Annotated in this window: 12 protein-coding genes and 1 pseudogene; 11 read left to right on the top strand and 2 right to left on the bottom strand. The window is 67.0% G+C overall.

Features of this window, described 5'->3' with window-relative positions:
• Both ACFP9U_RS18940 and ACFP9U_RS18935 read left to right on the top strand, forming a co-directional pair.
• Positions 1-370 (top strand): annotated as a pseudogene (locus tag ACFP9U_RS18940) (pyridoxal kinase); the annotation flags it as partial.
• A gap of 82 nt (positions 371-452) precedes the next feature.
• Positions 453-1,094: a carbonic anhydrase gene (locus ACFP9U_RS18935; RefSeq protein ID WP_378623845.1), complete on the top strand. Its 642-nt coding sequence runs from the start codon at positions 453-455 to the stop codon at positions 1,092-1,094.
• Between the two features lie 28 nt (positions 1,095-1,122).
• Here the strand turns inward: ACFP9U_RS18935 and soxR are convergent, their stop codons facing one another.
• Positions 1,123-1,584, bottom strand: coding sequence for a redox-sensitive transcriptional activator SoxR (gene soxR, locus ACFP9U_RS18930; RefSeq protein WP_378623843.1), 462 nt, complete (start codon positions 1,582-1,584; stop codon positions 1,123-1,125).
• Between the two features lie 85 nt (positions 1,585-1,669).
• On the opposite strand from soxR, the gene ACFP9U_RS18925 reads away from it, so the two are divergent.
• Positions 1,670-2,224 carry an NADPH-dependent FMN reductase gene (locus tag ACFP9U_RS18925; protein WP_378623842.1) on the top strand — a complete coding sequence of 185 codons (555 nt, stop codon included), beginning with the start codon at positions 1,670-1,672 and terminating at the stop codon, positions 2,222-2,224.
• Positions 2,225-2,283: 59 nt separating this feature from the next.
• On the opposite strand, the gene ACFP9U_RS18920 is transcribed toward ACFP9U_RS18925, so the two are convergent.
• The gene (locus ACFP9U_RS18920) at positions 2,284-3,540 is read right to left on the bottom strand and encodes a Zn-dependent hydrolase (RefSeq protein ID WP_378623840.1); all 1,257 of its coding nucleotides are present in this window, start codon (positions 3,538-3,540) and stop codon (positions 2,284-2,286) included.
• Positions 3,541-3,662: 122 nt separating this feature from the next.
• On the opposite strand from ACFP9U_RS18920, the gene ACFP9U_RS18915 reads away from it, so the two are divergent.
• From ACFP9U_RS18915 to ACFP9U_RS18880, 8 genes are all read left to right on the top strand, one after another.
• Positions 3,663-5,234: an ABC transporter substrate-binding protein gene (locus tag ACFP9U_RS18915; protein WP_378623846.1), complete on the top strand. Its 1,572-nt coding sequence runs from the start codon at positions 3,663-3,665 to the stop codon at positions 5,232-5,234.
• A gap of 52 nt (positions 5,235-5,286) precedes the next feature.
• A complete protein-coding gene (locus ACFP9U_RS18910) occupies positions 5,287-6,234 on the top strand; it encodes an ABC transporter permease (RefSeq protein WP_322453106.1) in 948 nt (315 codons plus the stop codon).
• Positions 6,231-8,180, top strand: coding sequence for a dipeptide/oligopeptide/nickel ABC transporter permease/ATP-binding protein (locus tag ACFP9U_RS18905; protein ID WP_378623837.1), 1,950 nt, complete (start codon positions 6,231-6,233; stop codon positions 8,178-8,180). Before ACFP9U_RS18910 ends, ACFP9U_RS18905 begins: the two co-directional genes overlap by 4 nt.
• Positions 8,177-9,169: an ABC transporter ATP-binding protein gene (locus tag ACFP9U_RS18900; RefSeq protein ID WP_378623835.1), complete on the top strand. Its 993-nt coding sequence runs from the start codon at positions 8,177-8,179 to the stop codon at positions 9,167-9,169. The genes ACFP9U_RS18905 and ACFP9U_RS18900 overlap by 4 nt, the downstream gene beginning before the upstream one ends.
• A gap of 5 nt (positions 9,170-9,174) precedes the next feature.
• Entirely contained in the window at positions 9,175-9,936 is a 762-nt protein-coding gene (locus ACFP9U_RS18895) for a FadR/GntR family transcriptional regulator (protein WP_378623834.1), read from the top strand.
• Positions 9,937-10,041: 105 nt separating this feature from the next.
• Entirely contained in the window at positions 10,042-10,689 is a 648-nt protein-coding gene (locus ACFP9U_RS18890; protein WP_378623832.1) for a thiamine diphosphokinase, read from the top strand.
• Position 10,690: 1 nt separating this feature from the next.
• A complete protein-coding gene (locus ACFP9U_RS18885; RefSeq protein ID WP_378623831.1) occupies positions 10,691-12,505 on the top strand; it encodes an ABC-F family ATP-binding cassette domain-containing protein in 1,815 nt (604 codons plus the stop codon).
• An 87-nt stretch (positions 12,506-12,592) separates the two neighbouring features.
• Positions 12,593-12,892: site-specific integrase (locus ACFP9U_RS18880; protein WP_378623829.1), on the top strand; the 300-nt coding region annotated here is incomplete at its 3' end.

Below are 12,892 nucleotides of genomic sequence, written 5' to 3'. Positions count from 1 at the left end.
GGCCGCGCGGCACGCCGGGCCGCCGACCATGATGGTGACCTCCGTGCCGGGCACCCTGCCGGGCAATATCGGCAACCTTCTCCTGTCGCCTGGGGAGGCGCATATGGCCGAGCATCGCGCCATCGAGAATCCGGCCAACGGCCCGGGAGACCTCATGGCGGCCCTGCTTCTGGCCTGGATTCTGCTCGGCATTGCGCCGGCCGAAGCGCTACGCCGGGCGACCGCCGCCACCTACGAGACGCTGGCACGCGCCGCCGGGCGCGGCGCGGATGAACTGATGCTGGAAACCGACGCGGCGAGCCTTGCTTCGCCCGCGGCGATGGTGAAGACAAGCCGCTTTTCCATGCCGGACAGCCCCGAACGAGCGTGAGGGGGATCCTCGCCGTTTGGCACGCCCACCACGGCCGCGTCCATCTTGCGGGCGCCGTCAATCCCGGCTATTCGGCTTTGCCATGACACATCTGCCCGAACGGCTGCTTGCCGGATACCGCAATTTCATGGCCGGGCGCTACGCCACGGAAAGCCAGCGCTACCAGACGCTCGCGCGTGACGGGCAATCGCCGGAGACGATGGTGATCGCCTGCTGCGATTCGCGCGCCGCGCCGGAGACGATCTTCGATGCCGGCCCGGGCGAGCTCTTCGTGGTGCGCAACGTCGCCAATATCGTGCCGCCCTATGCGCCCGACGGGCAGCACCACGGCACCTCTGCCGCGCTTGAATTCGCCGTTCAGAGCCTCAAGGTGAAGAACATCGTGGTGATGGGCCACGGCCGCTGCGGAGGCATCGGTGCGGCCCTGAACCCTACGGCCGAGCCGCTGTCGCCAGGCGATTTCATCGGCAAGTGGATGGGGCTGGTCGCGCCCGCCGCCGAGGCGCTGGCCGGCAACGACATGACCCCGTCCGAACGGCAGACGGCGCTGGAGCGGATCTCGATCCGTTACCAGGTGGCCAATCTTCGCACCTTTCCCTGCGTGAAGATCCTGGAGGAGAAAGGGCGCCTGTCGCTGCACGGCGCCTGGTTCGACATCTCCAGCGGGGAGCTTTGGGTGATGGATCCCAAGACCGGCGATTTCACGCGCCCGGAGCTGGAATAGCCGCAGCGCTGCTGCCTGTCGTCCGCTTTCACGACGGTTCCAGCAGGCGCGGGCCGGTGCCGGTCTCGCCGAGTTCGTCCCAGGGGTTGCGCAGCGGACAGGTCTCGACCGACAGGCAGCCGCAGCCGATGCACTCGTCCAGGTGGTCACGCAACTGCGTGAGGGCGCGTATGCGCTCGTCCAGGTCGGCGCGCCAGTGCTCCGACAGCTTGCGCCAGTCCGCCGTAGTCGGTGTGCGGCCCTCCGGCAAGGTGTTCAGGGCCGCGCCGATCGTGGCGAGCGGAATGCCAAGCCGCTGTGCCACCTTGATGATGGCCACGCGCCGCAGCACGTCGCGCCCGTAGCGGCGCTGGTTGCCGCGCGTGCGGTAGCTCGCGATCAGCCCCTTGGTTTCGTAAAAGTGCAGCGCCGAGACGGCAACCCCGATGCGCCGCGCCACCTCACCGACGCTGAGTTCCCGCTGGATTTTCGGGTGCGCTTTTTGCTGCATGCGAAAACCTCCAACAAAACCTTGACCTCAATCAAGGTTGAGGAATTACACGCCGCCTGTCAACCCAAGACCCAAGGAGAGCATGATGCTGGAAAAAATCAACGTCGCCCTCATCTACGGCAGCGTTCGCGACGGCCGGTTCTGCGACACGGTGGCAGGCTGGGTTCGCCGCCGGCTCGAGGCCGATCAGCGATTCGCGGTGGAGACGGTCGACCCGTTGGCGTTGCCGGCGGAATCCGCGCCGCCCGGTTTTGGAGACAGGCTCGGGCGGGCGGATGCCTTCATCGTCGTTACGCCCGAATACAACCACAGCTACCCGGCCGCGCTGAAGGCGCTCATCGATTCGGTCAAGCGGGAATGGCAGTCGAAGCCGGTCGGCTTCGTCTCCTATGGCGGTGTCTCCGGCGGCCTGCGCGCCGTGGAGCATCTGCGGCTCGTCTTCGCCGAACTGCACGCCGTGACGCTGCGTGACACGGTGAGCTTCGCCAATCCCTGGAACCGGTTCCAACCGGACGGCACGCTCACCGATGGCCGGGATGCCGAAGACGCCATGGCGCGCCAGCTCGCCCATCTCGAATGGTGGGCAAGGGCGCTCAAGAACGCGCGTGCGGCCCAACCCTACGAGACGATCGCCGCATAGCGGAAAGGCCGGATCCCGCCTTTCCGCATCGAATACCGGACCTCAACGCTTCAGGAAGCTCACCCGGTCACGCCGGCAAGCTCGATCGCCGCCTGAAGCAGCAGGTTTGTGCCGGCTTCGATGTCGGCCCATTCCGTCCTTTCCTGCGGTGCGTGGCTGATGCCGCCGACGGACGGCACGAAGATAAGCCCGGCGCGTGTGATGCCGGCCATGACCTGTACGTCGTGGCCGGCGCCACTGGGCATCAACGGCGCGTCGAGGCCGAGGCGGTCCGCCGCGTGCCGGAAGGCGGCGATGACGTCGGGATGGCAGGGTGAGGGCGGCAGCCAGCTCGTCTCGTCGATCGCGACGGACAGGCCGTGCTTTCCGGCGGCGGCTTCCAACCGCCGGCGCGCGCCCGCGGCGAGCCGGCGCATCACCTCTTCGTCCATGTCGCGCGTGACCAGGGAGAAGACGGCCGCTCCGGGTACGGTGTGCGGGAAATTCGGCTCGACCGAAACCTTGCCGATGGTCACGCGGCTCGTTTCACTGCCATCTTCGGCGATCAGATCCGGAATGCCGTGGGCGAAATCTACCATGCCCATCAGCGCGTCGCGGCGCATCTCCATCGGTGTCGTGCCGGAATGGTTGGCCTCGCCTTCGAACCGGACCGTCCAGTTGAAGACGCCGGCGATGCCTGTGACGATGCCGGCGGGCTTGCCGGTCCGCTCCAGCACCGGCCCCTGCTCCACGTGCAGTTCCAGGAAGGCGGCGATCGTACCTTCCGGCCGCTTTGCCTCGAGCGCCCGGTAGGGATCGAGGCCCTGTGTGCGCATGGCATCGAAAAGGCGCATCCCCGCGTCGTCGCGTGCCGTCTCCAGCCATTCGCGGGTGACCTGGCCCGTCAGCGCCTGAGCACCGAACATGCCGCCGAAACGCCCTTCCTCCTCGGCCGTGGCCATCACCTCCACGGGGCGAGCGGGCGTGCACCCCGCCTCCTTCATGGCACGCACGCATTCGAGCCCGGCAACGACACCCAGCGCGCCGTCGAACATGCCGCCATCGGGTACGCTGTCGAGGTGGGAACCGAGCATGACCGCCGGCCCGTCGCCGACCTGCCAGCGGCCGGTGAGATTGCCGGCGCCGTCCATAAAAACGTCGAGCCCTGCCGCTTCCATCAAGCCGCCGACGAAGCGTCGGCCTTCCATGTCGGCGTCGGAAAAGCTGACGCGGTCGAGGCCGCCGGTCACCGGATTGCGGCCGATCGCACCCAAGGCCTCTATGTCGCGGCGCAGGCGTTGAATGTCGATGCGTAGGGCGGAAATGTTCTGGGTCATGGCCGATGCTCCGGCGAAACTCGGGTTGTGAAAATTTCAGGGTTGCGTATTTATCATGATAAATTACCATGACAATGGCCGGCTTGGCCATGGGGTGAGAAAAGGAGGATGCCATGAACGGGATGATGCGCGCGCTCAAAGGTGCGCTCGCCGGGGCTGCCATTGCCGGAGCGACAGCACTGGGTGCTGCGCCGGCGGCCGCCCAGACGCCGCCGAACGTGCTGATCGTCGGGCAGATCGCCGAGCCGAAATCGCTGGATCCGCATGCGGTGACCGCGGTCAACGACTTCCGCATCCTGATGAACGTCTATGAAGGCCTCGTGCGCTATCGCGACGGCACGCTGGAGGTGGAGCCGGCGCTGGCCGAAAGCTGGGAAGTCTCCGACGACGGGACCGTATACACCTTCGCCTTGCGCGAAGGCGTGACCTTTCACGACGGCTCGCCCTTCAATGCGGAGGCCGTGAAGTTCAACTTCGACCGCATGCTGGACGAGAACCACCCCTATCACGATACCGGTCCGTTCCCGCTCGCCTTTTATTTCGACGCGGTCGAGGAGGTGGCGGTCGAGGACGAATACACCGTCACCTTCACGCTCAACGCGCCCTATGCGCCGTTCCTGTCCAATCTCGCCTATCCGACCGGCCTCATCGTCTCGCCGGCGGCGGTCGAGGAGCACGGCGCGGATTTCGGCCGCAATCCGTCCGGCACCGGACCGTTCAAGTTCGCCGAATGGGAAAGCAATCAGCGCGTCGTCGTCGAGCGCAACCCGGATTACTGGGACGGCGCGCCGCCGCTGGAGGCCGTCGTCTTCCGCCCCATCACCGACGCCAACACGCGCATTGCCGAGATGCTTTCGGGCGGCCTCGACCTGATGGTGGAGGTGCCGCCGGACAACGTGGCGCAATTTGCCGACGATCCTGCCTTCACCGTTTATGAGCAGGCGGGGCCGCATGTCTGGTTCCTGATCCTCAACATGCGCGAGGGCCCGTTCCAGGACAAGAAGGTGCGCCAGGCGGTCAACTACGCCATCAACAAGGAAGCGCTGGTGGAGAACGTGCTGCAGGGCACGGCAGAGATTGCCGCCGGGCCGACACCGCCGGCCTTCGCCTGGGCGTACAACGAGGAACTGGAGCCCTATCCTTACGATCCGGAGAAGGCCAAGCAGCTTCTCGAGGAAGCCGGCTATGACGGCGAAGAGATCGTCTTCTACGTCACCGAAGGCGGCTCGGGCATGCTCGCGCCGGTGGCCATGGGCACCGCGATCCAGGCCGACCTTGCCGCCGTGGACATGAACGTGACCATCGAGACCTATGAGTGGAACACTTTTCTGGATCAGGTGAACGCCGGTCTGGAAGGCAAGGCCGACATGGCGGAGATGGCGTGGATGACAAACGATCCCGACACACTGCCTTATCTGACGCTGCGCACCGAGGCGATGCCCGATCAGGGCGGCTTCAACTCCGGGTACTACTCCAACCGGGAAGTCGACACGATCCTCGAGCAGGCGCGACAGTCGACCGAGCCGGAGGAGCGCGCCGCGCTTTACCAGCAGATGCAGGAGATCGTCCACGAGGACGCGCCCTGGGCCTTCGTCGCCAACTGGAAGCAGAGCGCCATCGCCAGGGCCGAGGTGCAGAATTTCCAGCTCCAGCCCTCCTTCTTCCTGCTTCTCAAGGACGTGGCCAAGCAGTAGCCACGAAAGGCCGCGGGCGCTGCAGCCCGTGGCCTTCGCAGCCGGAGGCGTCATGCTCGCCTATTTCCTCAAGCGGATCGTACTCGCCGTGCCCGTGCTGTGGGGCCTCACCGTCATCGTCTTCCTGATCATGGCGATGATACCCGGTGATCCCGCAACCGCCATCCTTGGGGCCTATGCCACCCCAGAGAACGTCGCGCGCATCAACGAGCAACTCGGCCTCGACCGCTCGCTGCCGGAGCAGTATTTCATCTGGCTCGGCAACCTGCTCCAGGGCGATTTCGGCCGGTCCTATTCGCTCAACCGGCCGGTGCTCGACGAGGTGCTGGAGCGCTTCAACGCGACGCTGATCCTGGCCGGCGCGTCGCTCGTCCTGTGCACCGTGTTCGGGCTTCTGGCCGGCATCGTCTCGGCCGTGCGCCAGTTCGGCTGGACGGACCGCATCGTCACCTTCTTCGTGCTGATCGGCATCTCGATGCCCTCCTTCTGGCTGGGCCTGCTTTTGATCCTGGTCTTCGCCGTCAACCTGCAATGGCTGCCGCCGTCCGGCATGTATGCCATCTATGGCGGCGGCGACCTGGCCGACCTTCTTACCCACCTCCTCCTGCCGGCGGTCACGCTGGCGGTGGTGGCGACGGGCGTGATCGCCCGTCTTACGCGCGCGGCGATGCTGGAAGTTCTCAGGCAGGATTATATCCGCACCGCCCGCGCCAAGGGCCTTGCCGAGCGCCGGGTGATCTACCGTCACGCCTTCAAGGCCGCGCTCGTCGGCGTCATTCCCGTGATCGGCATCCAGGCCGGCTTCGTGCTCGGCGGGGCGGTCTATATCGAGACCGTGTTCCAGTGGCCGGGCATCGGCCGCATGCTGGTGCAGGCGATCTCCACCCGCGACCTGCTTCTGGTGCAGGGCGGGGTCCTGGTGGTGGCGGGGAGCTATGTCCTGTTCAACCTGCTGGCCGACATGGCCCAGCACGCGCTCGACCCGAGGCTGAAGACATGAGCACGGCAACGCAGACGGCCGCGCCGGATGCGCCGGCGAAAAAGGGTGGGCGGCCGGGCTTCTTCACCCTTCTGGTCGCCAACCGGCTGGCCGCCTTCGGGCTTGCGCTGCTGGCGGTCATCGCCCTGGCGGCCCTTCTCACGCCGCTCCTGCCGCTCGCGCCCCCGGACATCACCAACCCGGCAAACCGGCTCCTGCGCCCGCTCGCCGAAGGCCATCTGCTCGGCACGGACGAGCTCGGCCGCGATCTCTTCTCGCGGCTCATGTGGGGCACGCGGGTGTCCATCGCCGTGGGGCTGTCGGCCACGCTGGTGGCGGCGGTGGTCGGCTCGGCCATCGGGCTCGTCGCCGGCTATTCGGGCGGGCGCACGGACAATGTCATGATGCGCGGCATCGACATGCTGATGGCCTTTCCCTACATCCTGCTGGCGCTCGCCATCGTCGCCGTGCTCGGCCCCGGTCTGATGAACGCGCTCTACGCCATCGCCGTGGTCAACATTCCCTTCTTCGCCCGCAACATCCGCGGCGTGACGCTCGGGCTCGCACGGCGCGAGTTCGTCGATGCAGCCAGGCTTTCGGGCAAGGGGCACCTGCGTATCCTGTTGACCGAGGTGCTGCCCAACGTGCTGCCGGTCATCGTGATCACCATGTCGACCACGGTCGGCTGGATGATCCTGGAGACGGCGGGGCTGTCCTTCCTCGGCCTCGGCGCACAGCCGCCCCAGGCCGATCTCGGTTCCATGCTCGGCGAGGGACGCAAGCTGCTGTTCACCGCGCCGCACGTCTCGATCATTCCGGGCCTGATGATCTTCGCGCTGGTGATGAGCATCAACCTCGTGGGTGACGGCATTCGCGACGTGCTGGACCCAAGGCTGAAGTCCGGCGCGCTCAGCCGTCCCGCCGCGGCCACGGCCGTAAAGCGCGAGCATGTGCCACCCATGCCGGCCACGCCCTCCGGCTCCGCGCTCGACGTGCGCGATCTCAGGACCGAGTTTCGCGTCGGTGGTGATATCTACAAGGCCGTGGGCGGGGTGAGTTTCGAATTGAAGCAGGGCGAGTGCCTGGGCCTCGTGGGCGAATCCGGATCCGGCAAATCCGTCACCGCCATGTCGCTGCTCGGTCTCGTGCCGACGCCGCCGGGCCGCATCTCCGGCGGGCGCGTGCTCTACCGGGGCCGCGACCTTCTGGAAGCGTCCGAAGCGGAGTTAAGGCGCCTGCGCGGCGGTGCCTTCGCTTATGTTTTCCAGGACCCGCTGTCGACGCTGCATCCGCTTTTCACCGTGGGCGACCAGGTGACCGAGGCGATCCGCGCCCACCAGCCGCTTTCCTATCGCGAGGCATGGAAGAAGGCGGTGGCGCTGCTTGAAACGGTGCGCATCCCGAACGCGGCGGAGCGGGCGAACGGCTATCCGCACGAACTTTCCGGGGGCATGCGCCAGCGCGTCTCGATTGCCATGGCGCTCGCCAATGACGCGGAGATCCTGGTCGCCGACGAGCCGACGACGGCACTCGACGTTACCGTGCAGGCGCAGATTCTCAAGCTGATGGATGCGTTGCAGGACGAGAAGGGTTCGGCGCTGCTTTTCATCACCCATGATTTCGGCGTGGTCTCGGAGATCTGTGACCGCGTGGCGGTGATGTATGCGGGCCGCATCGTCGAGACGGGGCCCACCGACGAGGTGCTTGCCGCACCCGCCCATCCCTATACGCGCAAGCTGATCGACTGCGTGCCCGTGCTGGGTGAGCCGGAACGGCGGCTCGACGCCATTTCCGGCCTGCCGCCCGCCGTCAACTGCTTGCCGGAGGGTTGCGCCTTCGCCGATCGCTGTCCGTATGTCGAGGCGGCATGCCGAAAGGGCGACATCGGACTTGAAGAGCTGGCGCCCGGCCGCGCCGCGCGCTGCATCAAGCCACTGAGAGCCAGGACGCCGGAGGCCGCACAATGAGCGAACCCATTCTGGCGACGGAAAACCTGACGCGCATCTTCGGCGGCGGGCGTACGCTGTTCGGCAAGGCCAAGCCGGAGGTGCATGCCGTCCAGGGGGTGGACCTCGCCCTCAAGAAGGGCGAAACGCTGGGGATCGTCGGAGAATCGGGCTGCGGAAAGTCGACGCTGGCGCGCATGCTGGTCGGCCTCGACGCGCCGACCGAGGGCACGATCCGTCTCAACGGCGAGGACGTGACGGCACTCGCCAAAAGCTCGGCGCGGGCGCTCGCCCGCGACATCCAGTACGTCTTCCAGGATCCGGTCTCCTCCCTCAACCCGCGCAAGACGATCCGCCGCATCCTCGAGGCGCCGATGCGCCATCTGCTCGGGCTCGATGCGGCCAAGCGCAGGGAGCGGCTGGAAGCGCTGATGGACGCGGTCAGCCTGCGCGCCGAGTTCCTCGACCGCTACCCGCACGAGTTCTCCGGCGGCCAGCGCCAGCGCATCGGCATCGCCCGGGCGCTTGCCGCCGAGGCCGACATCCTGGTGCTCGACGAGCCGGTTTCCGCGCTCGACGTCTCCGTGCAGGCGCAGGTCCTGAACCTGCTCGCCGATCTCAAGACGCGGTTCGGTCTCACCTATGTCTTCATCAGCCACGACCTTTCGGTGGTCGAAAGCGTCTCCGATCGGGTGGCGGTCATGTATTTCGGCCGCATCGTGGAGGAGGCGGGAGCGGCCGAGCTCTTCGCCCGTCCGCGTCATCCCTATACGCGGCTTCTGTTCGATTCCGCGCCCGTGCCCGGCAAGAAGGGCCTTGCCGGCGAGCAAGGCCTTGCCGAGCTTCCCGATCCGCTCAACCCGCCGCCCGGCTGCGCCTTCGCCCCGCGCTGCCCGCGCGCCGAGGAGGATTGCCGCCGGCAAAGGCCGCCGTTGGAGACCAAGGGCGAGGGCCGCCGTGCCGCCTGCTTCCATCCGCTGGAAGAGGCGGTGCTGGAGCGGACGGCGTGACGGTCATGGCCACCAAAGCCAGGCCGCCGCGCGGACCGAAGCGTCCGGCGGTGATCTGCGAGGAGATCAAGGACTGGATCGTCGCGCAGAATCTGAAGCCGGGCGACCGGCTGCCGCAGGAAAAGGCGCTGATCGAGCGTTTCCGCGCCTCCAAGGGCACGATGCGCGAGGCGCTGCGCTCGCTGGAGGCGCAGGGGCTCGTCACCACCCGCACGGGCCCGCGCGGCGGCGTCTTCGTCGCCGCCCTCGAGGAGAGCCGTGCGATGGAGCTTCTCGGCAACTACTTCTTCTTCCGCCAGCCTTCCATCGCCGACATCTACACGGTGCGCTGCCAGCTGGAACCCGAGCTTGCGGCCAGCCTCGTCGGCCGTTTGGGCGAAGCGGACTATCGGCGGCTGGAAGAGACCATGCGTGTCTATGATCACCCGGCCGAGACGGTGGGCGAGGAATACCGGCAGCGCATGGCGGAACTGGACTTCCACGCCGTCCTGGCGGCGCTTAGCCCCAACCCGGTTCTGGGCTTCATGTGCGGCTTTCTGCAGAACCTCTTGCGCGACCTCACCGTTTGCCGCCGCATCTACGACCGGCCCAACCCGGAACTGCGCGAGAAGGGGCTATCCTACCAGATGCGCCTGATCGAGGCGCTGAAGGCGGGTGATGCGGAGAGCGTCCGTTCCATCATGTACCGGCACATGCTGAGCGCCTGGCGCTATATGGAGGCCTGCGAGGCGGAGATGAGGACGGACTTCCTGCGGCTGAAGAAGTGAAGCCGGAGCGCTGATGTCTCATCCCGATCGGGCGAACGGCAGATGTTTGGAGCCGGCGCAAGGTGTGCTTCCGCTCTGCCCATAAGCCGTGGTAAGGCCCGCCCCATGAGCCGATTTGTCATCCTGCTTGGGGGCGAGGTGCGCCCCACGTCCGAACTGAAGGCGCAGATTGCCGATTGCCGCGTTATTGCAGCCGATTCCGGCATCCGTCACGCGAGCGCGCTCGGGCTGGTGCCGGAGTTGTGGACCGGCGACTTCGATTCCGTTTCCGACCAGATGAGTGCGGCTCACCCCGACGTGCCGCGCGAGGTCCATCCGCGCGACAAGGACAGGACCGACGGCGAGATCGCCATCGAAGCGGCACTCGGCCTCGGCGCCACGGCTCTGGTGCTGGTCGGAGCCTTTGGCGGCGAACGGCCGGACCATGCCCATCTGCATCTGACCCAGGCGATGAAGCTCGCGGAGGCGGGCGTGCCGACGCTTTTGACGAGCGGCGCGCAGGAAGGTCAGGCGCTGCTGAACGGCCCGCGCCACCGTTTTGACTACGCCGAGGGAACCCTGTTCAGCATCCTTGCCTTCACTGCGCTTTCCGGCCTCACGGTGGAGGGCGCGAAGTGGCCGCTCGATGCCGTCGAGGTGCCGTTCGGGTCCTCGCTGACGCTTTCCAACGAGGTTCGCGGGCGGTTGTCGATCACGCTCGCGCAAGGCAGGGCGCTGCTGATGGCGCATCTCAACGAGCCGGAGAAGATCTGACATGGCGCCGCCCCTGCTCAAGCTCGACGACATCCATCTCACCTTCGGCGGCACGCCGCTCTTTTCCGGCGCGTCCCTGATGGTGGGGCCGGGCGAGCGCATCGCGCTCGTTGGGCGCAACGGCTCGGGCAAGTCGACCTTGTTGAAGATCGCAGCAGGCCTGGCGGAAGCGCAGGAGGGCGAGGTCTTCCGCCAGCCGAACACCACCATGCGCTACCTGCCGCAGGCGCCGGACTGGCAGGGCTTTTCCACGGTGCGTGCCTATGTGGAGGCGGGTCTCGGTCCGGCCGACGACATCAACCGCGTGGCGCTGGTGCTCGACCGACTGGGGCTGACGGGCGAAGAGGCGCCGGACACGCTTTCGGGCGGCGAGGCGCGGCGGGCGGCCCTTGCCCGGGTGCTGGCGCCGAAACCCGACCTGCTGCTCCTCGACGAGCCGACCAACCATCTCGACCTCGACACGATCGAATGGCTGGAGGACGAGCTTTCGCGCTCTTCCTCCGCACTCGTCGTCATCTCGCACGACCGGCGATTCCTGGAGCGGGTCAGCCGTGCCACCGTCTGGCTCGACCGCGGCCGGACAAGGCGGCTCAACAACGGCTTCGCTCAATTCGAGGACTGGCGCGACAAGATCCTGGAAGAAGAGGAACGCGAGCAGCAGAAGCTGGGCCGCAAGATCGCCCGCGAAGAGCACTGGCTGCGCTACGGCGTGACCGCCCGGCGCAAGCGCAATGTGCGCCGCCTGTCGGAGCTCCAATCCCTGCGCGACCGACAGCGTACCCATCGCGGACCGGAGGGTACGGCCGTCATGACCGCCAGCGATGCGGAACAGTCGGGAAAGCTTGTCATCGAGGCGAAGGGGCTGGAAAAACGCTTCGGCGATCTCACGGTGGTGCGCGATTTCTCCGCGCGCATCCTGCGCGGGGACCGCGTCGGCCTGGTGGGGCCGAACGGGGCGGGAAAGACGACGCTCTTGAGGTTGCTCACCGGGGCGCTGGAGCCCGATGCCGGGACAGTCCGGCACGGGGTGAACCTCGAGGTAGCCACGCTCGACCAGAACCGCGCCGCGCTCGATCCCGGCGAGACGCTTTCCCACTTCCTCACCGACGGGCGTGGAGACAGCGTGGTCGTCAATGGCCAGGAGCGGCATGTTGTCTCCTACATGCAGGACTTCCTCTTCAAGCCCGAGCAGGCACGCACGCCGGTGCGCGAGCTGTCGGGCGGGGAGAAGGCGCGGCTGGTGCTTGCCAGGCTGCTCTCCCGCCCGGCCAATCTCCTGGTGCTCGATGAGCCGACCAACGACCTCGACATGGAGACGCTGGACCTCCTGCAGGAGCTGGTCCAGGGCTTTCCCGGCACGGTGATCCTGGTCAGCCACGACCGCGATTTCCTCGACCGCACGGTGACCAGCACCATCGCGCCGGCCGGAGATGGTCGTTGGAGGGAGTATGCGGGCGGCTATTCCGACATGATGGCCCAGCGCAAGGGCGAGGCGCTGGAGCGGCGCAAGGCACAGCCGGCGGCGGAGCCCGCCAAGCGCGGCGAGGCCCGTCGCCCGCCGCAAGCGGGTGCGAAGAAGCTCTCCTACAAGCAGAAATTCGCGCTGGAAACGCTGCCGGAGCGGATCGAGGCGCTGGGCCAGGAGATCGCCCGGATCGAAGAGCAAGTGGCGGACCCGACGCTCTACGCCCGCGACGCCGCGGGCTTCGCACGGCTGACGAAGGCGCATGACGAAAAACGTGCCGAACGCGCGCGGCTCGAGGAGGAGTGGCTGGAACTCGAAATGCTGCGCGAGGAGATCGAGGGTGGATCGTGACCGACATGGTATTTCGGGAATGTTGAGGTGTTCATCGGGCGCTAACCCGGCGCGGTGAAAATGGCGCTCCTTGTCGCGGGAGCACCCATGAGCGAAAGAGAAGAGTTCCTCGTCTCCGCAAAGCCCGATCTGCAAAAGGCGCGCGCCGAATGGCTGGCGACGCTTGCCGAGGAGCGGCGGCTTTCGCCTGCGACGGTGGAAGCCTATGAACGCGACACGCGGCAGTTCCTGCAGTTCCTCACCGGCCATTGCGGCGGGGCGCCCGGGATCGCCGAAATCGCCGATCTGCGGCCGGCCGATCTGCGCGCGTTTCTTGCGGCGCGCCGAGGAAAGGGCGCAGGTGCCCGCACGCTGGGCCGCGGGCTTGCCGGTATACGTTCTTTTCTG

It is taken from the genome of Nitratireductor sp. GCM10026969 (assembly GCF_042660605.1).
Classification (GTDB): Bacteria; Pseudomonadota; Alphaproteobacteria; order Rhizobiales; family Rhizobiaceae; genus Chelativorans.
Note: the sequence above shows the minus strand (reverse complement) of the source record. Positions and strands in the feature narration are given on the sequence as shown.

Bases quoted from the DNA above. Each gene is read 5' to 3' on its own strand.
- ACFP9U_RS18885 (WP_378623831.1), top strand. From the start codon at position 10,691: ATGGCGCCGCCCCTGCTCAAGCTCGACGACATCCATCTCACCTTCGGC.
- ACFP9U_RS18910 (WP_322453106.1), top strand. From the start codon at position 5,287: ATGCTCGCCTATTTCCTCAAGCGGATCGTACTCGCCGTGCCCGTGCTG.
- ACFP9U_RS18905 (WP_378623837.1), top strand. From the start codon at position 6,231: ATGAGCACGGCAACGCAGACGGCCGCGCCGGATGCGCCGGCGAAAAAG.
- ACFP9U_RS18900 (WP_378623835.1), top strand. From the start codon at position 8,177: ATGAGCGAACCCATTCTGGCGACGGAAAACCTGACGCGCATCTTCGGC.
- ACFP9U_RS18915 (WP_378623846.1), top strand. From the start codon at position 3,663: ATGATGCGCGCGCTCAAAGGTGCGCTCGCCGGGGCTGCCATTGCCGGA.
- ACFP9U_RS18925 (WP_378623842.1), top strand. From the start codon at position 1,670: ATGCTGGAAAAAATCAACGTCGCCCTCATCTACGGCAGCGTTCGCGAC.
- ACFP9U_RS18890 (WP_378623832.1), top strand. From the start codon at position 10,042: ATGAGCCGATTTGTCATCCTGCTTGGGGGCGAGGTGCGCCCCACGTCC.
- ACFP9U_RS18920 (WP_378623840.1), bottom strand. From the start codon at position 3,540: ATGACCCAGAACATTTCCGCCCTACGCATCGACATTCAACGCCTGCGC.
- soxR (WP_378623843.1), bottom strand. From the start codon at position 1,584: ATGCAGCAAAAAGCGCACCCGAAAATCCAGCGGGAACTCAGCGTCGGT.
- ACFP9U_RS18895 (WP_378623834.1), top strand. From the start codon at position 9,175: ATGGCCACCAAAGCCAGGCCGCCGCGCGGACCGAAGCGTCCGGCGGTG.
- ACFP9U_RS18935 (WP_378623845.1), top strand. From the start codon at position 453: ATGACACATCTGCCCGAACGGCTGCTTGCCGGATACCGCAATTTCATG.